The organism is Pseudoalteromonas sp. MEBiC 03485, from assembly GCF_004195145.1.
GTDB classification, from domain to species: domain Bacteria; phylum Pseudomonadota; class Gammaproteobacteria; order Enterobacterales; family Alteromonadaceae; genus Pseudoalteromonas; species Pseudoalteromonas apostichopi.
Genome location: NZ_SGBT01000001.1, coordinates 481,120 through 506,318, shown reverse-complemented (window position 1 = coordinate 506,318; position 25,199 = coordinate 481,120). Strand labels below are relative to the sequence as shown.

29 protein-coding genes, 4 tRNA genes and 1 riboswitch are annotated in these 25,199 nt (G+C 42.2%); of the genes, 25 read left to right on the top strand and 8 right to left on the bottom strand.

Translation table 11 applies throughout. The features are described from left to right. Nucleotides 1-143: 143 nt before the first annotated feature. On the top strand, nucleotides 144-647 hold the full coding sequence (locus EVU92_RS02385; RefSeq protein WP_130049863.1) for a DUF3016 domain-containing protein: 504 nt from the start codon (nucleotides 144-146) through the stop codon (nucleotides 645-647). Between the two features lie 423 nt (nucleotides 648-1,070). Here EVU92_RS02385 and EVU92_RS02380 read toward each other — a convergent pair whose 3' ends face one another. Continuing rightward, complete coding sequence (locus EVU92_RS02380; protein WP_054554123.1) at nucleotides 1,071-1,361, bottom strand: hypothetical protein; 291 nt, start codon at nucleotides 1,359-1,361, stop codon at nucleotides 1,071-1,073. 72 nt (nucleotides 1,362-1,433) lie between these two features. Here EVU92_RS02380 and EVU92_RS02375 point away from each other — a divergent pair, with 72 nt between their 5' ends. Next, entirely contained in the window at nucleotides 1,434-1,646 is a 213-nt protein-coding gene (locus tag EVU92_RS02375) for a hypothetical protein (RefSeq protein WP_130049862.1), read from the top strand. A gap of 268 nt (nucleotides 1,647-1,914) precedes the next feature. Here the strand turns inward: EVU92_RS02375 and epmB are convergent, their stop codons facing one another. Then, on the bottom strand, nucleotides 1,915-2,928 hold the full coding sequence (gene epmB / locus EVU92_RS02370) for an EF-P beta-lysylation protein EpmB (protein WP_130049861.1): 1,014 nt from the start codon (nucleotides 2,926-2,928) through the stop codon (nucleotides 1,915-1,917). Between the two features lie 41 nt (nucleotides 2,929-2,969). Between epmB and efp the strand changes: the two genes are divergently transcribed. Both efp and epmA read left to right on the top strand, forming a co-directional pair. Beyond that, the gene (efp, locus tag EVU92_RS02365; protein ID WP_054554126.1) at nucleotides 2,970-3,536 is read left to right on the top strand and encodes an elongation factor P; all 567 of its coding nucleotides are present in this window, start codon (nucleotides 2,970-2,972) and stop codon (nucleotides 3,534-3,536) included. Between the two features lie 164 nt (nucleotides 3,537-3,700). Then, nucleotides 3,701-4,675 carry an elongation factor P--(R)-beta-lysine ligase gene (gene epmA, locus EVU92_RS02360; protein ID WP_130049860.1) on the top strand — a complete coding sequence of 325 codons (975 nt, stop codon included), beginning with the start codon at nucleotides 3,701-3,703 and terminating at the stop codon, nucleotides 4,673-4,675. A 53-nt stretch (nucleotides 4,676-4,728) separates the two neighbouring features. On the opposite strand, the gene EVU92_RS02355 is transcribed toward epmA, so the two are convergent. Next, nucleotides 4,729-6,828, bottom strand: coding sequence for a TonB-dependent receptor (locus tag EVU92_RS02355; protein WP_130049859.1), 2,100 nt, complete (start codon nucleotides 6,826-6,828; stop codon nucleotides 4,729-4,731). Between the two features lie 230 nt (nucleotides 6,829-7,058). On the opposite strand from EVU92_RS02355, the gene EVU92_RS02350 reads away from it, so the two are divergent. The 8 genes from EVU92_RS02350 (at nucleotide 7,059) to EVU92_RS02315 (ending at nucleotide 14,608) form a co-directional block, all read left to right on the top strand. Continuing rightward, nucleotides 7,059-7,448, top strand: coding sequence for an acyl-CoA thioesterase (locus tag EVU92_RS02350; RefSeq protein WP_130049858.1), 390 nt, complete (start codon nucleotides 7,059-7,061; stop codon nucleotides 7,446-7,448). Nucleotides 7,449-7,572: 124 nt separating this feature from the next. Further along, nucleotides 7,573-7,974 carry an META domain-containing protein gene (locus tag EVU92_RS02345; RefSeq protein WP_130049857.1) on the top strand — a complete coding sequence of 134 codons (402 nt, stop codon included), beginning with the start codon at nucleotides 7,573-7,575 and terminating at the stop codon, nucleotides 7,972-7,974. A 64-nt stretch (nucleotides 7,975-8,038) separates the two neighbouring features. After that, nucleotides 8,039-8,140: riboswitch (TPP riboswitch) on the top strand. A 147-nt stretch (nucleotides 8,141-8,287) separates the two neighbouring features. Beyond that, nucleotides 8,288-10,240, top strand: a complete 1,953-nt coding sequence (gene thiC, locus EVU92_RS02340; protein WP_130049856.1) for a phosphomethylpyrimidine synthase ThiC — start codon at nucleotides 8,288-8,290, stop codon at nucleotides 10,238-10,240. 65 nt (nucleotides 10,241-10,305) lie between these two features. Next, entirely contained in the window at nucleotides 10,306-11,310 is a 1,005-nt protein-coding gene (locus EVU92_RS02335) for an FAD-dependent oxidoreductase (protein ID WP_130049855.1), read from the top strand. Nucleotides 11,311-11,318: 8 nt separating this feature from the next. After that, nucleotides 11,319-11,516 (top strand): sulfur carrier protein ThiS, encoded by a 198-nt coding sequence (thiS, locus tag EVU92_RS02330; RefSeq protein WP_130049854.1) that lies wholly within the window; start codon nucleotides 11,319-11,321, stop codon nucleotides 11,514-11,516. A 1-nt stretch (nucleotide 11,517) separates the two neighbouring features. Continuing rightward, nucleotides 11,518-12,300: a thiazole synthase gene (locus EVU92_RS02325; RefSeq protein ID WP_130049853.1), complete on the top strand. Its 783-nt coding sequence runs from the start codon at nucleotides 11,518-11,520 to the stop codon at nucleotides 12,298-12,300. Between the two features lie 15 nt (nucleotides 12,301-12,315). Next, nucleotides 12,316-13,839 carry a thiamine phosphate synthase gene (gene thiE / locus EVU92_RS02320; protein ID WP_130049852.1) on the top strand — a complete coding sequence of 508 codons (1,524 nt, stop codon included), beginning with the start codon at nucleotides 12,316-12,318 and terminating at the stop codon, nucleotides 13,837-13,839. 1 nt (nucleotide 13,840) lies between these two features. After that, the gene (locus EVU92_RS02315) at nucleotides 13,841-14,608 is read left to right on the top strand and encodes a HesA/MoeB/ThiF family protein (protein WP_130049851.1); all 768 of its coding nucleotides are present in this window, start codon (nucleotides 13,841-13,843) and stop codon (nucleotides 14,606-14,608) included. A 38-nt stretch (nucleotides 14,609-14,646) separates the two neighbouring features. On the opposite strand, the gene asd is transcribed toward EVU92_RS02315, so the two are convergent. Together asd and rsgA are read right to left on the bottom strand one after the other, a co-directional pair. Beyond that, nucleotides 14,647-15,513: an archaetidylserine decarboxylase gene (gene asd / locus EVU92_RS02310; RefSeq protein WP_205987916.1), complete on the bottom strand. Its 867-nt coding sequence runs from the start codon at nucleotides 15,511-15,513 to the stop codon at nucleotides 14,647-14,649. 18 nt (nucleotides 15,514-15,531) lie between these two features. Then, nucleotides 15,532-16,590 (bottom strand): small ribosomal subunit biogenesis GTPase RsgA, encoded by a 1,059-nt coding sequence (rsgA, locus tag EVU92_RS02305; protein WP_130049850.1) that lies wholly within the window; start codon nucleotides 16,588-16,590, stop codon nucleotides 15,532-15,534. 122 nt (nucleotides 16,591-16,712) lie between these two features. Between rsgA and orn the strand changes: the two genes are divergently transcribed. The 5 genes from orn (at nucleotide 16,713) to EVU92_RS02280 (ending at nucleotide 18,175) form a co-directional block, all read left to right on the top strand. Beyond that, nucleotides 16,713-17,258: an oligoribonuclease gene (gene orn / locus EVU92_RS02300; protein WP_130049849.1), complete on the top strand. Its 546-nt coding sequence runs from the start codon at nucleotides 16,713-16,715 to the stop codon at nucleotides 17,256-17,258. A gap of 255 nt (nucleotides 17,259-17,513) precedes the next feature. Beyond that, nucleotides 17,514-17,589: transfer RNA gene (locus EVU92_RS02295), tRNA-Gly, on the top strand. Nucleotides 17,590-17,674: 85 nt separating this feature from the next. Continuing rightward, nucleotides 17,675-17,750, top strand: a tRNA-Gly gene (locus tag EVU92_RS02290). 101 nt (nucleotides 17,751-17,851) lie between these two features. After that, nucleotides 17,852-17,927 (top strand) — tRNA-Gly (locus EVU92_RS02285). Nucleotides 17,928-18,099: 172 nt separating this feature from the next. Beyond that, nucleotides 18,100-18,175 (top strand) — tRNA-Gly (locus EVU92_RS02280). A 72-nt stretch (nucleotides 18,176-18,247) separates the two neighbouring features. Here EVU92_RS02280 and EVU92_RS02275 read toward each other — a convergent pair. From EVU92_RS02275 to EVU92_RS02265, 3 genes are all read right to left on the bottom strand, one after another. After that, nucleotides 18,248-18,673, bottom strand: coding sequence for a secondary thiamine-phosphate synthase enzyme YjbQ (locus tag EVU92_RS02275; RefSeq protein ID WP_130049848.1), 426 nt, complete (start codon nucleotides 18,671-18,673; stop codon nucleotides 18,248-18,250). Further along, nucleotides 18,670-19,137, bottom strand: coding sequence for a chemotaxis protein CheX (locus EVU92_RS02270; protein WP_054554140.1), 468 nt, complete (start codon nucleotides 19,135-19,137; stop codon nucleotides 18,670-18,672). The genes EVU92_RS02275 and EVU92_RS02270 overlap by 4 nt, the downstream gene beginning before the upstream one ends. Nucleotides 19,138-19,210: 73 nt before the next feature. Beyond that, the gene (locus EVU92_RS02265) at nucleotides 19,211-19,645 is read right to left on the bottom strand and encodes a transcriptional repressor (RefSeq protein WP_054554141.1); all 435 of its coding nucleotides are present in this window, start codon (nucleotides 19,643-19,645) and stop codon (nucleotides 19,211-19,213) included. A 94-nt stretch (nucleotides 19,646-19,739) separates the two neighbouring features. Here EVU92_RS02265 and EVU92_RS02260 point away from each other — a divergent pair, with 94 nt between their 5' ends. The 8 genes from EVU92_RS02260 (at nucleotide 19,740) to EVU92_RS02225 (ending at nucleotide 25,197) form a co-directional block, all read left to right on the top strand. Further along, nucleotides 19,740-20,360, top strand: a complete 621-nt coding sequence (locus tag EVU92_RS02260) for a MarC family protein (RefSeq protein ID WP_130049847.1) — start codon at nucleotides 19,740-19,742, stop codon at nucleotides 20,358-20,360. 98 nt (nucleotides 20,361-20,458) lie between these two features. Beyond that, nucleotides 20,459-20,938: a hypothetical protein gene (locus tag EVU92_RS02255; RefSeq protein ID WP_130049846.1), complete on the top strand. Its 480-nt coding sequence runs from the start codon at nucleotides 20,459-20,461 to the stop codon at nucleotides 20,936-20,938. Nucleotides 20,939-21,174: 236 nt separating this feature from the next. Beyond that, a complete protein-coding gene (gene dusA, locus EVU92_RS02250; RefSeq protein ID WP_130049845.1) occupies nucleotides 21,175-22,152 on the top strand; it encodes a tRNA dihydrouridine(20/20a) synthase DusA in 978 nt (325 codons plus the stop codon). Between the two features lie 235 nt (nucleotides 22,153-22,387). Then, a complete protein-coding gene (locus EVU92_RS02245; RefSeq protein ID WP_130049844.1) occupies nucleotides 22,388-23,062 on the top strand; it encodes a PspA/IM30 family protein in 675 nt (224 codons plus the stop codon). A gap of 10 nt (nucleotides 23,063-23,072) precedes the next feature. Then, the gene (locus EVU92_RS02240) at nucleotides 23,073-23,279 is read left to right on the top strand and encodes a PspC domain-containing protein (RefSeq protein WP_054554145.1); all 207 of its coding nucleotides are present in this window, start codon (nucleotides 23,073-23,075) and stop codon (nucleotides 23,277-23,279) included. A 9-nt stretch (nucleotides 23,280-23,288) separates the two neighbouring features. Next, on the top strand, nucleotides 23,289-23,615 hold the full coding sequence (locus EVU92_RS02235; protein ID WP_130049843.1) for a hypothetical protein: 327 nt from the start codon (nucleotides 23,289-23,291) through the stop codon (nucleotides 23,613-23,615). Nucleotides 23,616-23,695: 80 nt separating this feature from the next. After that, nucleotides 23,696-24,202: a copper chaperone PCu(A)C gene (locus EVU92_RS02230; protein ID WP_130049842.1), complete on the top strand. Its 507-nt coding sequence runs from the start codon at nucleotides 23,696-23,698 to the stop codon at nucleotides 24,200-24,202. Between the two features lie 8 nt (nucleotides 24,203-24,210). Further along, nucleotides 24,211-25,197 (top strand): DUF2333 family protein, encoded by a 987-nt coding sequence (locus EVU92_RS02225; protein WP_130049841.1) that lies wholly within the window; start codon nucleotides 24,211-24,213, stop codon nucleotides 25,195-25,197. Nucleotides 25,198-25,199: the final 2 nt, after the last annotated feature.

The window sequence follows — 25,199 nt, the reverse complement described above, 5'->3', positions numbered from 1 at the left end:
AATAAAGCAAAAATATGAATCGCTTGTTTTTGATTACATTTTGCACCATATTGGTTACACCTAAGTGTTTAGATATTAAGCTATAGTTAATTGTCAGCAGCTAAAATTTAATCATTAGCTATACCTGTTAAGTGGAGAAACAGATGAATACAGTAAAAAAAATTGCCTTAGCAATGGTCATTGCACTACCTGCTTTTGCTCATGCAGGAGAGGCAAAAGTTAAATGGCATGACTTTAACGATTACCGTGATGTAGAACCTGGCAACAATTCACCAAAAGGTTCATTTCATAAAAATGTGGCGAAAAATTTTGAAAAACACTTCAACAAGCTTGCCGAAAAGTTACCTGAAGGCTACACCTTTAACGTTGAAGTGACAGAGCTTGACCTAGCCGGTGATGTGCGTTTTGGTACCATGAATGAGTTACGTATCATCAAGCCAATTTACTTCCCACGTATCGACCTAAATTATTCGATTACCGATAAAAACGGTAAAGTGATAAGTGAAGCAAATGATATCAAGCTTAAAGATATGGGATTTATGGATCGCATGAAAATGGGGCGCGATGAAGCCTACTATTACGATAAGCGTTTAATCACTGATTGGTTTGAAGATGAGTTATTGCCGTCGTTAAATTTGGGCGAATGATAGCTGTCAGCTGTCAGCTGTCAGTTTAAAGTTGAACTGTGTTGTTTGTGGGTCTTGTAAAAGACCTATATCGTGGGAGGCGTTTTAACGCCGAAAAACAATTAACGGCTAAAGCTGCTCCCACATGTAGGCGTGAAATTTATTTCGCACGAAAATATTTGCACAAAGATAAGTGAATGAGGAAGTGATGATAATACTTTTTTGTTTCCCTCTAAAGCGCAGCGCCTCTTAGCCTCTTTGTGAATTAAAGATCTTTTTCCAACCACAGAGGACACAGAGAGCACAGAGGAAAAGAAGAGAGATTCAAATAGTGTTTATGTTCAGCGAAGCGTCTCTTACCTCTCTTTGTGAGATTAAATGTCGTTGGTGTAGGCGTGAAATTTATTTCGCGCGTAAGCCTCTATAAAAATAGAGGCTTCTACGTTACTTAAACGTCGCTAACAGTTGTAGTAACTGTTGCAGTTTAATAACGGTTTTTTTCAGTTTTTCTTCGTCCATACCGTCGTTGCTTAAGCTTTCTACATCAGCAGCAACATCGAGAACGTAAGGTTTAAAGCGTTTTGCTTCAAAATCAAAGCCAGCATCTTTTGCAAATAAGGCTTTGAATTTACCATGGCCTTGCTGCTGTAAGTCATCTAATTTTTTATCAGCATCAAGTGCCTGACGATAAACGATTTTTAGGTTAGCATTGAGTTGTTCAATAATTGAATCCATTTTTTTCCTAAAGCTTTAGACTGCAATGCCGATATAGTACGTGGATTGTCATAAAAAGTCAGGTAATGAACTATGAATATATCAGGATCAAGCTTACCAGCGATGAGTGGCGGTGGCGAAAGTGCAGAAGTTTACAGCGCATCGCTTGCTAAAAAACAGCAAAAGGCTGATGGTGCTGCGGCACTTGCACTTATCGAAGGCGCAGCAACATCGAGTGCTGCAGCGCAAACACCTGCTAAGTCGGTAACTGCGACACTAGGTAACAACGTAAACGTATACGTTTAGTTGTTAAATTAGATAGGGCGTGTTGACCCTTTATGATTGATTTTGCAGCAGTGTGTTTGGTATTTAGGCAAGGCAGAGCCTATGTAGTGTGGTTGTTCCACATAAATAGGCGATAACGCAGCATTAATGCCAAACACGCGCTGCCCTTCGGGTTCTTCCTAGGGGCGATTAACTCTTTGTTACTCGATTTTTACTTAGCCCACTAGGTTACAAATCTCGCGCCGCGATTAAATCGCCCCTAGAGTGAACAAATTTCAATCAACAAAGGTCAACACGCCCTTAGATCGATAGGCGTTTTACTTTGCTCGCCACCGATCTCGCGCACCAGCTTAGGAACCAAGAATCCCGGCAATGCTGCCAGCATAGCCGTCACGATTTCTCGTGCTTGACTCTCAGCTATATCAAAATGGCTGGCACCCTCAACTTTATCTAGTAGATGTAAGTAGTAAGGAAGTATATCTGCCTCAAATAGTGCTTCACTTAGTGCAACTTGTGAATCAACAGAATCATTCACATCTTTCAGTAATACCGCTTGATTTAATAACGTAACCCCCGCGACTTTTAATTTTTGCATAGCCGCTTTAAAGTCATCATCAATTTCGTTGGCGTGATTGATATGGTTTATAAACACCACTTTTAAAGGCGATGCAGCAAAGCGCGAACATAGCTCATCGGTAATTCTTGCTGGGATCACCACAGGCAAGCGGCTATGAATACGCATGCGTTTAATTTGCGGTAGCTGTTCGAGCTCATCCATAAACCAACTAACAGCATCGTCCTTGGCCATCAATGGATCACCACCACTCAAAATGACTTCGTTGATGTTGGCGTCGGCTTTTATATATGCCAGTGCCTCAATTAAACTGCGTTTGTTTAATTGGTTTTCTTGATAAGGAAAATGACGTCTAAAACAATAGCGGCAATTTACAGCACAACCGGTTTTAAACATCACTAAAACGCGAGAGCGATACTTGTGTAATAAGCCCGGTTGATTATTATCTTGTTCTTTTAGAGGGTCTTTATCGTAACCTGTTTTTGCTAAAAACTCTTGGTGTTTTGGCATCACTTGCAGCAAAAGAGGGTCGTTTATGTCGCCATAACGCATTTTTTTGATAAAAGGCAGTGGCACACGGACAGGAAAAAGACTGCGTGCTTTGAGGTCTTTTTCGTCTACTTTGCTTGATAATCCTAGCATTTCTAGCAAGCGTTCAGGACAAGTGACAACATTTGCCAATTCTTTTTGCCAGTTTTTATGCAAATTTACTTCATTTCTTTGTATCATTGACACGTAGATTACTCGAAATTATTTAGACAGAGGAAACGATGGCGAATTATAGCACCAATGAGTTCAAGGGCGGCCTAAAAATTATGTTAGACGGCGAACCTTGCAGCATCTTAGAAAATGAAATGGTAAAACCAGGTAAAGGCCAGGCGTTTAACCGTGTTCGTATTCGTAAACTTATCACAGGTAAAGTACTAGAAAAAACATTCAAGTCAGGTGAATCAGTTGAAGGTGCAGACGTAATGGATACAGATTTAGCGTATCTATACACTGACGGTGAGTTCTGGCACTTCATGAACAACGAAACATTTGAGCAAATCGCTGCTGACGAAAAAGCGCTTGGCGACAATGCAAAATGGTTAGTTGAAAATGACGTTTGTACAATCACGCTTTGGAACGGTAGCCCAATCGCTGTGACTCCACCAAACTTCGTTGAATTAGAAATCACTGAAACAGATCCAGGTCTAAAAGGTGATACAGCGGGTACTGGCGGTAAACCAGCAACATTAAGCACAGGTGCTGTTGTTCGTGTTCCTCTATTCGTACAAATCGGCGAAGTGATCAAAGTTGATACACGTAGCGGTGAATACGTGAGCCGTGTTAAGTAACAGGCTTTGTTAATACCAATTCGCAATAATACTTAATCATTTTGAGGGATTAAACCTGTCGCTAGCAAGGTTTTATTGCCTCAAAATAGACCACTTAATTAAGCGAGTTGGTATGAATTATTATAAAATCCCAGCTTCTGCTGGGATTTTTCTTGGGAAACACTATGTCTAATGTCCTTTGGCAACCAAGCGCCGATATTGAAACTTTACGCCACCGTGCCGCTATCATCCGCCGTATTCGCGAGTTCTTTTATGCACGTGATGTTATGGAGGTTGAAACGCCAAGCTTAAGTGCGGCCAGTGTAACCGATGTGCATTTAGCGACATTTAGTACCGAGTTTGTTGGTCCTGGTCATGCTGGTGGCTTACCACTTTATTTGCAAACGTCACCTGAGTTTGCCATGAAGCGTTTACTTGCTGCAGGCTCTGGGGCTATTTTCCAGCTATGCAAAGCCTTTCGTAATGAAGAGGCGGGTAGTCATCATAATCCTGAATTTACAATGCTTGAGTGGTATCGTCCGGGTTTTGATGAATTTGCCCTTATGGATGAAATGGATGAGCTTATGCAATTAGTGCTTGGCGTAGAAAGCGCAGAGCGACTAACTTATCAACAAGCTTTTATGAACGCCTTAGGTGTTGACCCTTTAACCGCTAATATCAGCACTTTGCAGCAACTAGCAACGGAGCAGGGCTTTGCCGATATTGCTGCGCATGAAACGCACCGAGATACCTTGTTGCAGCTATTATTTTGTATGAAGGTAGAGCCAACGATTGGCCAAAAAAAGCCTTGTTTTGTTTATCATTTTCCAGCTTCGCAAGCGGCTCTTGCCCAAATTTGCCAACATGATGAGCGAGTCGCAGGGCGCTTTGAGTTATATTTCAAGAATATGGAGCTGGCAAACGGCTTTAATGAACTAACAGATGGCAAAGAGCAAGCAGCTCGCTTTAGTGAAGACAATCAATACCGTGAAGCGAATGGTTTAAAGCAAGTGCCAATGGATGGGCGCTTAATCGCAGCGCTAGAGCATGGCTTACCACAATGTGCGGGTGTAGCGCTGGGTATTGATCGACTCATTATGCTGGCAACGAATAAGCAAAAGATTAAAGACGTACTCGCCTTTGATGTTGAAAGGGCTTAATTTATTAGGTTCTAGGAATTTGGGTGCTAAGTAAAAACTTAGCACCGAATTGCTTATAGCTCGTAAATAAATGTCACACCGGCAACCATTGGTTCGCCAAGCTGCGTGTAAGTGTGAGTGGTGTATCCATCTAATGGGTCGTTACCAAACTCAAAACCACGGGTTGGTACGTCTTCGTCAAATAAGTTACGTGCCCATGCATTAATGCTCCAATTATCACCTTCATAACCAAATGAAGCATTCACTAAATTCGTGCTTGGTGCTTTTGAGTTATGGCTATCAGAGAAGTAATAATCGTCTTTACCCTCTAAACCAATCGATGCATAAAGTGCAGGCGTAAAGTTATAACGCGCAGTGAATGCATATTGGTACTTAGGTGCTTGTGCTTGGTCGCGACCATCTTGATCAAGACCTGATTGAGCCACAAAGTCATTGATTTCTGTATGTAGATAACCTGCACTACCTGTTAGTAGTAAATTGTCAGTTGCTTGGAAGCTACCTTCAATTTCTAAACCGTAGTTTTCGCCAGAGCTGGCGTTATCGATATAGCCTGTGAACTTTTGACCTTCAACTTGCCACGATTTTAGCTGCATATCTTCTCGATACATATAAAAGGCGGCTAGACGTAACACAAATTTATCGTCTAGAGAGCTGCCTTTAACACCAAACTCACCGCTCCATAAGTACTCAGGGGCAAATGATGTGTGATTAGCAAAAAAGTCAGCATCGAGGTTTAAGCCTTTGTCTTTTGCTTTTGCTAAAGCTTCAGAGTTAATACCGCCAGCTTTATAGCCACGGGTGATGCTGGTGTAGATCATGGTGCGATCAATGACTTGATATTCAAGCGCAAGCTTACCACCGACCATGACATCATCAGTTTCTTCAATAAAACCGTTATTGTCGGTGTAGTCGCCTTGGTACTGTTCAACGCGCAGACCTGTAATTAAGGTTGTTTTTGGGCCAATAGGTGTAGCTAACTGCCCGTATGCAGCAATATTGCTGGTTTCATAATTTGATGCAAAAGGTTGTGCCAGCCAAGTGTATTGGCGCTCTAAATCGACTTCGCGGCCTTGGTAATAAATACCTGCCACCCAATCGCCCGCTTTGCCATTAAATTGTAGCTCGGCTGCTTGATCTTTTCGGTCGCGTAAATAGGTATCTGTTGAGCTATAACCCCACTCATGTAGGCCTGCAGCACATAGTTCAGGCTGAGCTTCATCGTTACATACCCAATCTTCGTCGAAGCTGTATAGCAGCTCGCTGTCGATCCCTGAAACATTTAGGCTTACATCAAACCAATCGAAGCCGGTGTAAATGTTTGCAAGGCCAACGGCGATACTTTCTTGATTATCCTCACCAGGCTCATCAGCAACGCTATTACGGCTATTATCGAGCGTGAAAGCATCATAACCGTTATTAATATCAATATAATGAACGTTAAGTTCTGTGCGTAAGTGGCTAGTTAATTGGCTGTGCAATTTAAAGCGAGAAACGAGCTCGTCTTGTTGTTGGGTATCTTCACCTAAATAACGGTTTTCTACATAACCATCAGACTCGCGTTGATAAACACTGGCACGTACTGCAGTATCATCAGTAATACCAGTACCTGCTGCAATACCTGCTTCGTAGCTATTGTAGTTGCCCGCACCCAGTTGCACTTTAACGCTTGGATCAAAGGTTGGCGCAGCTGATTCCATTTGAATCATGCCAGCTAAAGCATCAGCACCAAAGCGAGTTCCTTGTGGACCGCGATAGATTTCAACTTGGTCGATATCAAATAATAGCGAACTGCCACCTAAACCAGAGTAGTTAATGCCGTCAATAACTAAGCCAACCGACGGGTTAATAGGATCAACAAATTGCGAGCGTAATCCAACACCACGAATTTGCACGAAACGACCACGAGATGCGCCTGAGGTAAAGTTTACGTTGGCAGCGCTAGCTAGCATCTCATCTAAAAACTTTGCACCACGTTGATTGATTTCATGGTCTGAAAACAAGCTTGCACTGGCACTTAAAGTTTGAATGCTCTCTTTTTGGAAATCACCGGTAACTACAATTGTTTCCAGCTCACCGTCTTCAGCGTAAGCAATCGAAGATGCTGCGAATAAAGGCAGGATGGCAGCAGATAATAATGATAAACGTCGTTTCATGCGGGTTCTTAACTCCATTTTAGGGACTGCTATTCTAGCAACCTAGCTAGCCAAATGGCTATAAATACCAATTCGCAATAATACTTAAGCATTTTTGACGGGTTATACCTAGCATTACCTGCGAGGCTTGCTTGCCCAAAAATAGAACGCTCAATTAAGCGAAATGGTATAAATCAATTTTTATGGTATAAACGCAGGCAATTATACGTAAATTGATTAGGAATACGACTATGACCTTTAGAGTAGACTTTAAAGTGCGTGATTATGAGTGTGATTTACAAGGAATTGTAAATAACAGTGTTTATTTTAATTACTTAGAGCATGCTCGTCATGAGTTTTTACATGCCCAAGGTGTCGACTTTGCAAAGCTAGCAAGAGAAAAAGTAAACCTTGTGGTGCTTCGCAGCGAAATGGATTACAAGGCATCACTTGTGCCTGGTGATGAATTTTATGTTGCTGTTGAGCCTGAGCGAATTAGCCGCTTAAAGTTTGCGTTTAGACAAACGGTATACCGTAAACATGACGATAAAGTAATGCTTCAAGCTTTGGTCATTGGCACATCAGTTAACGAAAAAGGTCGTCCTTTTTTACCAGAAGAAGTCGATAACTTATTCAAATAGTCTGCGTTGTTCTTCGAAAAGCTAACTTAGAACAATTTTTTACAGATAAAACATGTTTTTTTAACGATCAATTGCGTTAAATGTTGTTATTATTACTACATTGAAATTTGAGTCGTAAAAAAATATGAAGTTAGTAGCCTTGCCTCTTCTTTTAGTACTATTTTGCATGGGTTGCTCATCGACCGGTACTGTATCGAGTGAGCAATTAAAATATACACAGTGGCAATTATCAAAAGTGAATGGTTTAGCAATTCCTGTATCCCAAACTGCCTCTATACGGTTTATTGAAGCGATGCAGGTTAATGGCTTCGCTGGTTGTAATAAATTTTTTGGTGAGGGTGCGCTAAACGAAGATATGCTAACAGTCAATAAGTTAGGTATGACACGTAAATCGTGTGGCGAGCAAATTGATGATCTTGAGCAGCAATTACTTTCAACGTTGAAGGAAGGTGCAGCCATTAATTTAAATGGTGAGCAACTAACCTTGCAAGGCGAGCATCACTTTACCTTCATTGCAAAAAACTAAAGTTGCTGAGCTTGCAGCAATTTTTTAACTGACGTACACTCAGGGCGTTTTATAAGAAACGAATTTATACTTGTCGGAGTGCCTTTAACAAGGCTGAGATCGCGAAAGCGGGATCCGTGAACCTGATCAGGCTAACACCTGCGTAGGGAACAAGCTGCCTCAATGGGCGCTTGTGCGCCAAATTTCTGGGGCATAAGCGGCGCAGGCTGCACTAGTAAGCATTAGCTTATTAACAACGATCCAATGGCGTTAGCCACTCTCTATTGCTTTTGCAATATCTGACAAGACAACCCTTAAAGTAATGAGGTAAGTCATGTCAAATACAACAACTAAACCATCTCGCCGCGAAGTGCGTGCGGCAGCATCTGATTATATTTATAACTTAACTGGGCAACCCTTTCCTAATTCTCATAAAGTGTATGTGGAAGGCACACAAGATAATGTGCGAGTAGGGATGCGCGAAATCACCCTTAGCGATACCTTTATCGGTGGCACTGAAGAGAACCCAGTGTTTGAACCTAATGCCCCAATTCGCGTTTACGATACATCAGGCCCTTACACTGACCCTGATTTTAAGCTTGATGTGCGCAAGGGACTTGAGAAATATCGAGAAAAGTGGATTGAGAGTCGCGGCGACACTGAAGTCTTAGACTCAGTCACTTCGCAATTTTCTCAGCAACGTATGGCGGATGAAGGCTTAGATCATATTCGCTTTGAGCACTTGCCAAAAATCCGCCGTGCTAAAGCGGGTAAAAATGTGACGCAAATGCATTATGCGCGACAAGGCATTGTGACTCCAGAAATGGAGTATGTGGCAATTCGCGAAAACATGGGACGCGCTAAAATTCGTGAAGAGTTACTTGCAGCGCAGCATAAAGGCGAATCGTTTGGGGCCAGCATTCCTGATTTCATTACCCCTGAATTTGTGCGTGATGAAATTGCACGTGGCCGTGCGGTGTTACCGAATAATATCAACCACCCGGAAACCGAGCCAATGATCATTGGCCGAAACTTTTTAGTTAAAGTGAACGCGAATATTGGTAACTCATCAGTCACCTCATCAATCGAAGAAGAAGTTGAGAAGATGGTGTGGTCAACGCGTTGGGGCGCCGATACGGTAATGGATTTATCAACAGGCCGCTATATTCATGAAACCCGTGAATGGGTGGTACGTAATTCACCAGTACCAATTGGTACTGTACCTATTTATCAAGCGCTTGAAAAAGTAAACGGTGTTGCCGAAGACCTTACGTGGGAGATTTTCCGCGATACCTTGATTGAACAAGCTGAACAAGGTGTTGATTACTTTACCATTCACGCTGGAGTATTACTTCGTTATGTACCTATGACGGCAAAACGTGTTACCGGTATTGTGTCGCGCGGCGGTTCAATCATGGCCAAATGGTGTTTAGCACACCATAAAGAAAACTTTTTATACACTCACTTTGAAGAGATCTGTGAAATTTTAAAACAGTACGATGTGTGTTTTTCACTGGGTGATGGCTTGCGTCCAGGTTCTATTGCAGATGCCAATGATGAAGCCCAGTTCAGTGAGTTACGTACTTTAGGTGAGCTGACAAAACTTGCTTGGAAACATGACGTACAAGTATTCATTGAAGGCCCTGGCCATGTGCCGATGCATATGATCAAAGAGAACATGGAAGAGCAGCTAAAACACTGTGAAGAAGCACCGTTTTACACCCTCGGCCCACTGACAACGGATATTGCACCGGGGTACGATCATTTCACATCGGGTATTGGGGCCGCGCAAATTGCCTGGTATGGCTGTGCCATGCTTTGTTATGTAACACCTAAAGAGCATTTAGGTTTACCAAATAAAGAAGACGTTAAAGAAGGCCTTATTACTTATAAAATTGCCGCCCATGCCGCTGATTTAGCAAAAGGCCACCCTGGGGCGCAAGAACGCGATAACGCATTATCAAAAGCACGCTTTGAGTTCCGTTGGCACGACCAATTTAATCTAGGTTTAGACCCTGAACGCGCTCGTGAGTATCACGACGAAACACTGCCACAAGAATCAGGAAAAATTGCACATTTTTGCTCTATGTGTGGCCCTAAATTTTGCTCGATGAAGATTACTCAAGAAGTACGTGATTATGCAAAAGATCTTGAGGCTAGAGGCATTGATCCGAATAACGTGGGCGATGCTATCGAAATCAAAATGGTCGATGTTGAAGCCGAAATGAAAGCAAAGTCAGACGAGTTCAAAAAAACAGGCTCTGAGATTTACCACAAAGCAGTTTAATTGATGGAGCTAGGCATAGCGATAGGTTCTGGGTTTTTACCTAGAGCCTAGCACCTAGAAAGTTTATGTCTTTAAAGATAGCGATACTTGGTTTTGGCTTAACGGGTCGTTTGACTGCACTAGCACTTGCCAAAGAGCATCAGCTAAGTGTGTTTGAGCAGGATGATCAACATGCTAGCAATAGTGCTGGCAGTGTTGCCGCAGCGATGTTGGCACCACTCGCTGAATCAGTACTGTGCGAACAGGATCTAGCATTACAAGGGTTTAATAGTATTTCACGTTGGCAGCAAATCTTAAGCGAACTTGATGAACCTGTATATTTTCAACAAGCAGGCAGCTTAGTGGTTGCTCACCAGCAAGATAAGGGCGATTTACAAAGTTTTGTGAGCCGTTTAAAGCCCCTTGGTAGTAATCTAGCGAAATCTTTGTCGAGCATTCAAATAGCCGAACTTGAGCCTGAGCTTGCGGGGCGTTTCCATCAGGGGGTGTATTTACCCTGTGAAGGGCAGCTAGATAATCAGGCATTTTATAGCGCCAGTTTCAAAAAGCTTACATCGCAAGGAGTTCAATTTAAATTTGCTTGCAAAGTTGAGCTGAATGGTCATCAAGTGAATGGTCAAAGCTTTAATTATGTATTTGATTGCCGAGGCTTAGGTGCTAAACAGAATGAGCCTTTACTTCGCGGAGTACGAGGTGAGGTGGCGCGTTTATATGCACCAGAGGTGAATCTTACTCGACCTATACGACTGATGCATCCGCGCTACCCAATTTACATTGCACCAAAACCAAACCACCAATTTGTGATTGGTGCTACGGAGATTGAATCGCAAGACACAGGCAAAGTCACAGTGCGCTCTGCACTTGAGTTATTGTCTGCTGCTTATACGGTGCATAGCGGTTTTGCTGAAGGGCGTATCGAGAGCTTGCAATCGGGGCTTCGTCCTGCGTTTGCAGACAACCGCCCTAAAGTCAGTATACAAGATCGAGTTATCAGTATTAATGGCTTATACCGGCACGGTTATTTACTTGCGCCTCTGGTGGTTGATGAAGCTGTTAGCTTAATTGCTTAAGGATAAAAATGAATATTTTAATTAATGGTCAGTCAGTTACAGTGAGCGACGATACATCTCTCACTCAGGCCTTGAATCAATTTGGCGCTAGACCCCCATTTGCGGTTGCTGTTAATGGTGACTTTGTACCTCGCAGTCAGTGCGATGCTAAAATCCTCAACGAAGGCGACAGCATTGAGTTATTGTCGCCGATTCAAGGAGGTTAAGATGGATAGTTTTTCGGTTTATGGTGAGCAATTTAGCAGTCGTTTACTGATTGGCTCTGCACTCTATCCTTCGCCAAGTGTTATGCAGGATTCGATAGTGGCCTCACAGGCTGACATTGTCACCGTTTCATTGCGTCGTCAGCAAAGCGTTGCAGCGGGTGATGATTTCTGGCAATTGATAAAAAACACTGGCTTAAAGGTGCTGCCAAATACTGCGGGTTGCCACAGTGTGAAAGAAGCGGTGACGTTGGCGCAAATGTGCCGCGAAGTGTTTGCTACTGATTGGATCAAATTAGAACTAATAGGTGATGAATATAATTTACAGCCTGATCCAATTGCACTGCTCGAAGCAACTAAAATTTTATTGGCTGATGGCTTTAAAGTTTTACCTTATTGCACCGATGATTTAGTGCTGTGTCAGCGTCTAGCTGATTTAGGTTGTGAAGTATTAATGCCTTGGGGCGCACCGATTGGAACAGGTAAGGGTTTGCTGAATCCTTACAACTTAAAAATGATCCGTGAACGTTTACCTAACCATACTTTAATAGTTGATGCGGGTTTAGGTTTACCATCTCATGCCTGCCAAGCGCTTGAATTAGGGTATGATGCCGTATTATTAAATTCGGCAATTGCAGGTGCTGGTTGCCCTGTAACTATGAGTAAAGCGTTTAGGAATGCTGTTGAGGCGGGGCGATGTAGCTATTTGGCTAAAGCGATGCCTGAAAAAGACGTAGCAAGCCCGTCAACGCCAACTCTCGGTATGCCGTTTTGGCATCAAGAATAAAATGTGAGGACTAACATGAATCAGGTTGTATGGACCATAGCAGGCTCAGATTCGGGCGGCGGCGCAGGCATTCAGGCCGATATCAAGGCAATGCAAAGTTTTAATGTACATGGCTGTACGGTTATTACTGCTTTAACGGCACAAAACAGTTTAGGTGTAGAAGCACTAAACCCGATTTCAACAGCGGTTATTGAATCACAATTACTCGCGTTAGCCAGTGATATGCCTGCCAGCGTTATTAAGATTGGCATGCTTGCAAATGTGCAGCAGATACAGCTTATTAGTGAACATTTAAAACATTACAAAGCAACTTGGGCAGTGCCGCCTTTGGTTGTTTATGATCCGGTTGCTATTGCTTCAAGTGGTGATTTATTAACAGAAGAAGATACTGTTAGTGCCATCAAAGAGTGTTTATTGCCATTAGTCGATGTAGTAACACCGAACACGCACGAAACGCAGTTATTAACCGGTGTTTATTTGATTGGCCCAAGCGCAGTGAAAGAAGCCGCTGAAAAGTTAACAAGCTATGGTGCAAAAGCGGTGATCATTAAAGGTGGTCATTGGGATTACCCGAGTGGCTATTGCATTGATTACTGCGTGCAAGGCGAACAAGCATATTGGCTTGGCAACGAAAAAATTCAAACTCCGCATAGTCATGGCACTGGATGTAGTATGGCGTCGGTAGTTGCTGCTTGCTTAGCAAAACAGTACCCACTTAAAGATGCCTTCATTTTAGCAAAAGCCTATATAAACCAAGGTTTAAAAGCGGCTGTTCGTTATGGTGAAGGGATTGGTCCTGTTGCACATACTCGCTTTCCAACAACGCTGGCGGATTACCCACAAGTAATCGAAGCGGGGAGTTGGTTAGGTGATGAGCTCGACTTTGATTGCCCGGTTAATTTTACCATGGCAGCAGGCTTTGCAGAATGTGACTCGAAACAGCTTGGTTTATATGCCGTTGTAGATACCGTTGATTGGTTGGAGAAGTGTTTAGCCGAAGGGATTAAAACTGTTCAATTAAGAATGAAAAATGCAGACGATGCTGCACTCGAAGATGCGATTGCAAGTGCAGTTATGCTAGGGCAGAAATACGGTGCGCAGGTGTATATCAATGATTACTGGCAATTGGCGATTAAGCATGGTGCTTATGGTGTGCATTTAGGGCAAGAAGATTTACAAACCGCTAATTTAATTGCCATAAAAGAGGCTGGGTTACGTTTAGGTGTTTCGACCCATGGTTTTTATGAGATGCTACGCGCGCATAATTACAGACCAAGTTATATGGCGTTTGGCGCTATTTACCCAACCACCACCAAAGACATGACAGGGCAAATTCAAGGCTTAGAAAAGCTCGAAAAATTCGTACCTTTAATGGCTGATTACCCAACAGTCGCAATTGGTGGGATTGATTTATCACGTGCAGAGCAAGTGGCGAGCACAGGTGTTGGTAGTGTTGCCGTAGTACGTGCGATTACTGAAGCCGAAGACTACCAAGCAGCCATTGCTAAGTTAAAACACATGGTCGAAGGTCAGCCTTAATATGAGCGCGTTAAGCGACAAAGAGCAAATTCGTTATAGTCGCCATTTACTAATAAAAGAGGTGGGGCTTGCGGGTCAGAAAAAGTTAAAGTCTACACATATTGTGGTCGTCGGCGCTGGTGGGCTTGGCTCACCGGCATTGTTTTATTTAGCGGCTGCAGGTATCGGAACGCTCACTTTGATAGACGATGATAAGGTTGAGCTTTCAAACCTACAACGACAAATACTGTATAAAGTAAACCACATGGGGCAGGCAAAAGCGCAGGCGGCTGCTAAGGTGATAAGCAGTTTAAATAATCAAATAAAGGTTAATCCATTATGCCAAAAACTTGATGAAACTAACTGTTCCGAGCTTCTTAAGGGTGCTGACATCATCCTAGATTGCAGTGATAACTTTACTACCCGCTATTTGGTTAATCGCTATTGTTTAGCTAGGTCTATTCCACTTGTTTCAGCTGCAGCTATCGCAACACAAGGGCAGGTGATGAGCTTTGATTTTCGTGATGAAAATAGCCCTTGCTATGGTTGTGTATTCCCGCAAACGGATGAGCAAACTGCACTTAATTGTGATAATGCTGGGGTATTGAGCCCGTTACTCGGGGTTATGGGGAGCATGCAAAGTTTATTGGCTATCAATATATTGCTTGGCCATAAAGCGGGCAGTGAGTTTATTCAATTCGATGGGCTAACACTACAACAGCAGCGCTTCAGTATACAAAAAGATAGCGAATGCTCAGAATGTAATAACAGTGTATGGACACGTTGTTAGCAAACCACTTTTTAGCTAAAGTGGTTTGCTTGGGTATATTAGTCGTTAATTTTCGCAAATGGTGTGCCCATGCGCGTCACTGTTTCAGGGTGTTGATCTGATAAGAACTCAGCTTGATTTGCACCCCAAGCTAATATAACAGTAGAGCCTAATTTAAAGCGGCCCATTTCTTCACCCTTCTTAAGGGTAATTGCATTGTCACCTTCAGTTGGGTAATTCCAACTAAATACATCTTTACCCGCTGGTGGCGTTACTGTGCCTGCCCAGATAGTCTCAATGCTAGCAACAATTGTCGCACCAACAAGTACCATAGCTAGCGGGCCAATTTCGGTCTCGAATATAGCCACGACACGCTCGTTACGAGCAAATAGGTTAGGAACATTTTGTGCTGTTAACGGATTAACCGAAAATAAATCACCCGGTACGTAGATCATTTTGCTCAGCGTACCATCAACAGGCATGTGAATACGGTGGTAATCTTTAGGTGCTAAGTAAATAGTCGCAAACTTACCGCCTAAAAACGGCGCAGTGTCTTCTTCATTGCCGCCAAGTAACGCTTGTAAGCTGTAGTCATGACCTTTGGCTTGAATGATTTGACCGTCTACTACATCGCCTAATTGGCTTATTGCACCATCAACTGGGTGAGCAACAATGTCGCTTTCTTCAGCAAGTGGACGAATACCTTCTTTTAATGGGCGAGTGAAAAACTCATTAAAAGTTTTGTAATGAGCTGGATCTGGGTATTTAGCCTCACTCATATCAATTTTGTATTGTTTGATAAACAATTTAATCAAGGCCGTTGTTAAGCCACCCGCTTTTGCTGCTGCTAACTTGCCAACCATGCGCGAAATGAAATGTTTTGGCATGGCATATTGCATAGCAATTTTGAATTTATCTAAACTCACTTGTTATTTCCTAAATAGTTATACGCGAGGAGCGCGTGCACCAGCACGGCCGTCTGCCATAGTTTCTAAAATTCGGTGGTAACTGTCAAAACGAAGTTCTGAAATTTCACCATCATCAACAGCTTGGCGAATTATACAGCCAGGATCGTTTAAGTGCTTACAATCACGAAAACGACAGCCACCAATAAAATCACGGAACTCTTTAAAGCACCAAGTAACGCGCTCAACATCTAAATGCCATAAGCCAAACTCACGAATTCCTGGTGAGTCGATAAGGTTACCGCCACTTGGTAAATGGTGTAATCGCGATACGGTGGTTGTATGCTGGCCAAGGCCGCTGTTTTCAGAGACTTCTTGAGTTAAAATTTCAGCGTCGGGTAGCACTGTATTGACTAAGGTTGATTTACCCACACCGCTTTGACCAACAAAAATACTGTTTTTATCTACCAGCTTTTGTTTTAGCTCATCTATGCCATGACCTGTTTTATTACTGACTAACAGTACTTGGTAACCAAGGTCGCGATAGATATCGAGAATTTCATCAATAAAAGCAAGGCCTTCATCGTCTATTAAATCTATTTTGTTAAGTACCAAAATAGGCTCAATACCCATGTCTTCACAGGCAACTAAATAACGGTCAATAATGTTTGGCGTAAACTCAGGAAGCACAGCTGAGACCATTAAAATTTGGTCGATATTTGCAGCGACTACTTTGACACCGTCATAAAAGTCGGGGCGTGTCAGTTGTGAGCGGCGCTCATGAGTTGCTTCAATAACGCCAGCTAAGTCGCCTTCGCTGACTTTTGCACGGCGAAAAATGACCTCGTCACCACAGACAAGGCTTGATACTGTTCGCCGTATATTACAACGTAATACTTCACCTGACTCGATTTCGATGTCGGCATGTTGACCAAATCTACTTATTACAACTGCATTTTCGGCAGGGCCTAAATTATCATTTTGCCATTGCACTGCAGCCCCTTTCTGTTGCTTTTTATCTGCATTAGAGAGGCGTTTTTGGTGATTGGCCTTAATTCGACGTGATTGGCCTTTACTTAATTTCTTTTGTTTTGCCACTTTTGGCCCATAACTTGATTAAATGTCGGGCTTTTTGAAAAAAAAGCTTTAGGTCGACTGATGATACTAATATGATATATCTAAATGCGTTGGATCTAAAGGAAAGCACCGCTAAGGTAACTATGTCTTTTCATAAATCAAATCTTATCTGGCTCGACCTGGAAATGACTGGCCTCGAACCAGCAACAGATAAAATACTCGAAATTGCCACTGTTGTCACCGACAGTGATTTAAACATCTTGGCTGAAGGCCCTGTTATTGCTATTCATCAAAGTGATGAACTGCTTAATGGTATGGACGAGTGGTGTACGACTCAGCACGGACAATCAGGTTTAACAGCTCGCTGTAAAGCCAGCACATTGACTGAACAAGATGCTATTGATCAAACATTGGCATTTTTAAAGCAATGGGTACCTGCGGGTGCTTCGCCTATGTGTGGTAATTCTATCGGCCAAGACCGCCGCTTTATGAATAAGTACATGCCTGAATTGGAAGACTACTTTCACTACCGTAACCTTGATGTGAGTACCGTTAAAGAGCTTGCACGTCGTTGGAAACCTGACGTACTAGCGCAAGTGAACAAAAAAGGTTCACATCTAGCCCTCGACGATATCAAAGATTCGATCATGGAATTAAAGATTTACCAAGAAAAATTCTTTAATTTGTAAAAAACATTTGCAAACACATCGGATTATTGTAGAATCCTGCCCCGCTTAAGACGTTAACCCCCGCGGGGTTGGTATGTCTTTAAGTAATTGAATACGGCACTAGCTCAGTTGCCAGAACGTTTTACCGCAACCTTCAGGTTGTGCGACAATGGACAAATTACTGACTACTTAAAAGCGGCACTAGCTCAGTTGCCAGAACGTTTCACCGCAACCTTCAGGTTGTGCGACAACGGACAAATTACTGACTACTTAAAAGCGGCACTAGCTCAGTTGGTAGAGCGCAACCTTGCCAAGGTTGAGGTCACGAGTTCGAGCCTCGTGTGCCGCTCCAATTTCTCACCAAAAGAAATTGGCTTAAGTTTCGAGGGGAAAGTAACTAACTTGAAGCTTGTAACTTAAAACTAGTAACTTATTGTGCGGCACTAGCTCAGTTGGTAGAGCGCAACCTTGCCAAGGTTGAGGTCACGAGTTCGAGCCTCGTGTGCCGCTCCAATTTCTCACCAAAAGAAATTGGCTTAAGTTTCGAGGGGAAAGTTGAAAGCACCAAGCTATTCCAACTTTTAACTTGAGTCTTATAACTAGTAACTTATTGTGCGGCACTAGCTCAGTTGGTAGAGCGCAACCTTGCCAAGGTTGAGGTCACGAGTTCGAGCCTCGTGTGCCGCTCCAATTTCTCACCAAAAGAAATTGATATAAGTTTCAAGGGGAAAGTTGAAAGCATTAGCTTGAAACTAGAAACTTGTAGCTTATAGCTCATTGTGCGGCACTAGCTCAGTTGCCAGAACGTTTCACCGCAACTTTCAGGTTGTGCGACAACGGACAAATCACTGACTACTTAAAAGCGGCACTAGCTCAGTTGGTAGAGCGCAACCTTGCCAAGGTTGAGGTCACGAGTTCGAGCCTCGTGTGCCGCTCCAATCTCTAATAAATCCCCAAACACTTTTTAAAAAAATTAGAAGTTAAGACATGCTTGCAGCTTACAGCTAGTTTTAGATCTGACCTTGAATCGTGGCGACAATGCGTCTAGTACCACCATGGTCTCGGTGTTCACCTAAATAGATACCTTGCCAAGTGCCTAGCATTAAACGGCCTTGGTTAATTGGAATAGTGAGTTCTGCACCTAATGTGCTGCTTTTTATGTGGGCAGGCATATCATCATCACCTTCATAATCATGGCGATAATAACTTTGTCGTTCTGGCACAAAATGATTGAAGTGACTTTCCATATCCATTCGTACAGTAGGATCTGCATTTTCGTTAATAGTTAAGCTTGCAGAAGTATGCTGAATGAAAAGGTGTAATAAGCCTACTTTGTATTGCGTTATTTCAGGAAGTTGACGAAGTAGCTCGTCATCAATGATGTGAAAGCCTCGCGAACGAGGCTTCAATTGAATGATTTTTTGCTGCCAGCTCATAGTTTATCAAAGCTAACTTCAATATTGGCGTTACCATCAGCAGAAGTGAATGGAATTAACACCTTGGCACCTTCACATTTATGAGCGATTGTATGTCCTTTACCAGACACGACAACTGGCGTAGCCATATCAAACTCATAGCCTTTTTCGCCGAGTAAGTTTTTAGCTCCACCTGTCACCATGTTAGTAATTTCACCTACCATGTCGGTTACTTCTTCGTTCACCGTATCAGGGCGTTCACCTAGCATTCTTTCCATAATGGTTAGTGCCAGATTTTCATCAAAGGTGATTGAAAGTGAACCTTTAGTTTGTGGGCCAACCATACCAATCAAACCTGATACATCGCCACGGGCTAATTCATCTTTTTTTAAACTAGGTTTGCCCGGCTTTAATTCTGTTTGAGCCATGGTGCTCAATACATTTAATAATGATGATAAAAAAGGGTTGATGAACTCCACATTCATTATTTAATTTCCCTTAGGTTTCGAAATGCCATTAATCATACTTTAAGTGTAGTGGTTGTTTCAAACACCGCACTTATTCTTTGCACTTTTCGCACTTGCCATGTGCTTCGATAGTTTGTCCTGAGACAATAAATCCACTTTCTGCAGCTAAGTTATTAAGCTCATGAGATATTACTGTTGAATGTAATTCTTTTACATAACCACAGCTGTCACAAATTAATAATTGTACAGGGTGAATGTGATCAAAATGATGGCACAACATAAATGAGTTGGTGCTTTCAATTTTATGAATAAAGCCAAGTTCCGATAAGAAATCGAGCGCTCGATAAATAGTGGCTGGTTTTGCGCCTGACTCAGTTAATTTGAGTTGTTCTAATAAGTCATAAGCACCGACACCACCCTGCGCACTAGCTAATAGGCGGAATACTTTTTCACGGATAGGTGTGAAACGTGCACCACGATTATCGCATACTTGTTTTGCTTTACTGACGAGTGATTCTATATTCATCTTCTCTTATCCTTACGCTACCGTGATATACTAACATACTGTATTGTAGTTGCAGTGTTTTTATTCGCTAACACGTTTCAAGGGAGTTTTCTTAATGAATGAATTGTTAGCTGCGTTCATTTTCTTTTTTGCCGTCATTGATCCGATCGGCACTGTGCCCGTTTTTATTGCTGTTACACGCTGGGATGATGCTAAATTTAAGCGCAAAGTTGCGTTAAAAGCTGTTGGTGTTTCGGCACTGGTTTTATTGTTTTTCGTTGTGGCTGGTGAGTTACTTTTAGACGCGATAAATATTCCGCTTTCGGCGTTTCAGATTGCCGGAGGTATTGTTTTATTACTTTTTGCTTTATTGATGATATTCGGTGAAAGTAAACCAGAAACAGAGATCAAAAGCGTTCGAGATAGCACAGAAACCGCTATTTTCCCATTGGCGATACCTTCAATTGCCAGCCCAGGTGCCATGCTAGGTGCGGTATTGATGACCCGAAATACCGAATACACTTGGTATGAGCAACTTATAACCTCATCGATCATGCTTTCTGTATTAGTAATCGTGCTGGTTTTATTACTGCTTGCTACACATGTTCATAAGTTAATTGGTGATAGTGGCGCGAGTATCATTAGCCGGGTGATGGGCTTAATTTTATCGTCAGTGGCGGTTACTAATATTTTAGGCGGTATTGCTCACTACTTTGGTTTAAGTGTTGTCGGCTAGTTTTAATTTAAAGTGCATTTTCAGTGATTTAAACTTTGAATAATTGCCTTCTTTTATCTAACTTTAAAGAAGGCAATATAAAATTTAAGGAACAAAGAATGCTAATCAAAAATGTCGTCTTATCTGTTTTTCTGATTTTTAGTTTAGGTGCTTGCATGGAGCCGACCTATGATAGTGGTAAGCTAAAAGTCATCGAAGTAACAGATCATGATTTTAAAATTAATGGTGAAAGCGCAGTAACCGTGATTGTTGGTCATGCCAATGTGGCGGAATACAGCTTCTCACTTCGTAAAAGTGATTTAAAGAAAGGCACGCTTCTGCAGTCTGTGTCTGACAGTAATCCAAATGTACGTGCTGATGGTACCTTCTTTAGTGAATATTATGTGCAATCAAAAGATCATGATACGCGCGCATCAATTGAAATTGTAGAAATGGATCCTGTTGAGAAAGTAGCGCGAATTGCAGTGGGTGCTAAGCTCGTTAACCTGAAAAACGAAGACTACAAAGAGCTTGAAATCACGGTATTGGAGCTTACAGGACAAAACCTTGAGCATCTTCTAAATGAAGTGAAGATGTAACTTTTCCATTTTTGCTTATTCATCAAAGAAGTGAGTTTGCAGTACACTTCTTCACCTCTTTTCATCATCTGATCTTTGATTAAGCCATGCCGTGAGCTTGCTTCGGTGGTATAATGGCTGCAATTTTTCATTTCGGTGCATACCAATGGGGTATGTGTCATCGCTATTTTTAGCGTTCATCGTATTAGGTAATTTAAGTTGCAAGTAAATGCATTGATCTTAAAAGGGGCCATGTTATGAGCACAACGACATTAAACCGCCGTTTTTCCGTGGCACCCATGTTAGATTGGACTGATCGTCACTGTCGAACCTTTCACCGTAAAATGACTAAGCACGCTGTGCTTTACACTGAGATGGTGACAACAGGCGCTATTTTATTTGGTAAAGGCGATTACTTACACTTTAATGAGCATGAAGGGCCAGTCGCATTGCAACTTGGTGGATCAGATCCTGAAGCTTTGGCTAAGTGTGCAAAATTAGCGGCAGAGCGCGGCTATCATGAAGTTAATTTAAATGTGGGCTGTCCGTCTGATCGCGTGCAAAATGGTCGTTTTGGTGCTTGTTTAATGGCTGAGCCTAAACTGGTTGCTGACTGCGTTGCTGCAATGAAGGCCGAAGTGACTATTCCTGTTACGGTTAAAACTCGTATTGGTATTGATGAGCAAGATTCGTATGAGTTTTTATGTGCCTTAATAGAAGCAAGTCATGATGTTGGTTGTGATGACTTTATTATTCATGCGCGTAAGGCATGGCTAAATGGCTTAAGCCCAAAAGAAAATCGTGAGATCCCACCTCTTGATTATCCTCGCGTTTATCAGCTGAAAAAAGATTACCCGCAACTACACCTAAGCTTGAATGGTGGCGTGAAAACGATTGCTGATAGTGTGGCGCACCTTGAGTATGTTGATGGCATCATGATTGGCCGTGAGGCGTATAGTAATCCGTTTATTTTGTCTGAAGTAGACGAAAATATTTATGGTGATGAAGCCTTTACACTGAGTCGCCATCAGGTTGTGCGTGCAATGTATGACTACATTGAAGATGAAATGAGTAAAGGCGCTAACTTTTGGCATATTGCTCGCCACATGTTGGGGATTTTCCAAGGCCAACCTGGGGCGCGTGGTTTTAGACGCCACCTTTCAGAAAAGGGTCATGGTAAAGCGGCTGATTTATCTGTTATGGATAAAGCCTTGAGTTTTGTCCCAGAAGCCTAATCAAATATCCTATTAAAAAGCCACATTTCGTGGCTTTTTTTGATCCTAAAATTTAGTGAAAAAGTTAATTTTTTAGTCAAATTAGTTATTTTTTATTCAGTCACTAGTCAGCCAAAATCTCAATAAATCCACTTCAACTGATTGTATTTAAATAATAAATTTTGTTTATTCGTTAGTTGGCACAAGAATTGGAATCTCCTAGCTGTATTAACCCAATAATCAACAGGAGAGTCACATGGGTGTATTAAATCGCGTAAATGACATTATTCAGGCAAACCTTTCTGCAGCATTAGATAAAGCTGAAGATCCTGAAAAGTTACTTAATCTACTCGTGCAAGAAATGCAGGATGCACTGACTGAATGCCGTGCAACCGCTGCGACATTTTTAACGCAAGAAAAGCAAATGAAGCGCGAAATCGCAGCTAAACAAGCGAAAGTAGCTGACTGGCAAGCTAAAGCAGAAAAAGCACTAAGTAAAGATCGTGATGATCTTGCCAAAGCTGCGTTAGTTGAAAAGCAGCGTTTAACGACAGAAATCGAAGCGCAACAAGCTGAAATGGATAAAGTTGCTGAGTCACTCGCAAAATTGACAGAAGACTGCCAGCGTTTACAAAACAAGCTTGCGGATGCAAAAGCCAAACAGCTGACTTACATGCAAAAAGAACGTGTTGTTACAGCACGTTTAAAGGTTAAAGAGCAGCTGCATAGCAGTAAAGTTGAAGATGCATTAGCACGTTTTGACTACTTAGAGCAGCGCGTTGAAAACATTGAGTCACAAGTTGAAGCGTATGAACTTACGCAAAGTGATGCCGCAAATTCAACAGCAGCGCAAATCGCTGCCCTTGAGAAAGATGAAGCAATCGAAAAACAGCTTGCTGATTTAAAAGCAACGATGAAGCAGTCGGCTTAGGAGGTTTATGATGAATACTTATCACACATCGACACGTTGGTACCGTGATCTGAGTAACAAAAAGATCTCGGGTGTGTGTAGCGGACTCGCTGCACGCTTAGGCTTCCCTGTGTGGTCAACCCGTTTGGTAATGATCATACTACTTATTCAAATGCCGCTGTTAATTGGCGTGGGTTACTTAGTGGCTCATTGCACTTTACCAGTAAAAGGCTACTAGGAGTCGATCATGAAAACGTTAGCTATCATCGTTCTAGCAATGTTACTACTATGCACTGATGTAGTTTCATTTGTATCGTTTGACTCATGGCAGTTGCCCTTATCAATTGCTGATATGAGTTGGGCTGGCCTTGAGGTCATCGGAGCAATTGTAGCTGTGATTGCTGTCGTTGCTGGTGTTGCGCTATTCACTATTGGTCTACTTGGCGCAGGTGTTGTTGCTCTGATTGGTGTTGTGCTTGCGTTTTTATTTGGCTCAGTAATGATTGCATGGCCTCTTTTATTGATCGCAGCATTGTGTTGGTTGATCGCCGATAACAAAAAATCACCAGCTTAAGGTACTATTAAACTGCCTTAATACATAAAATATGCTAAATTTAGCGGGTAAGTTAATGTCTTAACAAGGATTAAAACATAATGAAACTATGGCCCGCACTCTCTTTTCTTACCGCAAGTTTAATCACGAGTACCTTTTCATTTGCCCATAGTGGCCATGACCATAACGATGTTGCTGAAGTAACCGTAAGCAACGCGCAGGTACGTGAGTTTTTACCAGCCAGTAAAGCAAGTGTTGCTTATTTAACTATTACCAACCCAAGTGAGCATGCAACAGTACTAACTAAAGCGGAACTGGATGGTTTAGGACGTGTTGAAATCCATCAGCATACCCATGTTGATGGCATGATGAAAATGGAGCAGGTTTTATCATTAAAGATCGATGGTCATAGCAGTGTTGAGTTTAAACCAGGCGGTTATCACTTAATGGTGTTTGAACCTGAAGATCAACTAAAAGCAGGGCAAGAGCGTAAACTCACGCTATATTTTAATGATGGCAATCGAGTTTTCACCCAAGCCAAAGTTGTGTCTTTACAAGAAATGTCTGAACAGGCAGCACAAAAAAGTAAAGAGCACTCACATCACTAGGAGGTATTATGTCTGAGCATAAAGGAAAAATAGCCAGTGCATTACTTATTGTATTAATTATTTTTTACGCGATTGCTGTTTACTGGAGTAGTGAGCCGGATCGCATGGATGTTGTTAGCAAGGCAAAACAAGAAGCGCAACTGCGTGGCGAAAAGTTTGTCACTGGCTACACAACAACGTCAACACTGATTGATGTTGCAAGTACATTGTTAAATAAGCCTGGTGGTTATTTATCAAATGATATGATGCCACCTAGTGTGATGATGGATAATATGCCTGCCTGGGAATACGGCGCACTTGAGATGACCCGTGATTTAGTGTTGTCTATGCGTAAAGACTTCAGCCGTTCACAATCGCAATCTACTGAGCATGAAGCTCTAAAAAAAGCCCAGCCACAGTTTAACATTAGCTCTGTTGCATGGGCATGGCCGAGTGCTGAAACAGAGTATCAAAAGGGCATTGATTTATTGGTAGTGTACCGTACTCAAATAGCGGATCAGAACGATCGTGATAGCCAGTTTTATGCCCGTGCTGATAATTTACGCAGCTGGTTAAAAGAAGCTGAAAAGCGACTTGGCAGCTTAAGTCAGCGATTAAGCGCGAGTGTTGGTCAAGACCGTTTGAATACAGATTTAGCTGGCGACACTGCAGCTCATCAAGCAACTTATACACCTTTGCAAAACCAAGTGAAAACATCTTGGTGGCAAATTGATGATGTGTTTTATGAATCTCGTGGTGCAACGTGGGCATTACTGCACTTTTTACAAGCGGTTGAATATGATTTTGCTGATGTATTAGAAAAGAAAAATGCTCGTGTTAGTCTGCAACAAATTATTCGTGAATTAGAGGCCACACAAGAAACAGTGTGGAGCCCAATGATTTTAAATGGCAGTGGCTTTGGTTTTGTAGCTAACCACTCATTGGTCATGGCGAATTATATTTCTCGAGCCAATGCGGCTCTAATTGAACTTAGCGAACTTTTAGCGCAAGGATAAAA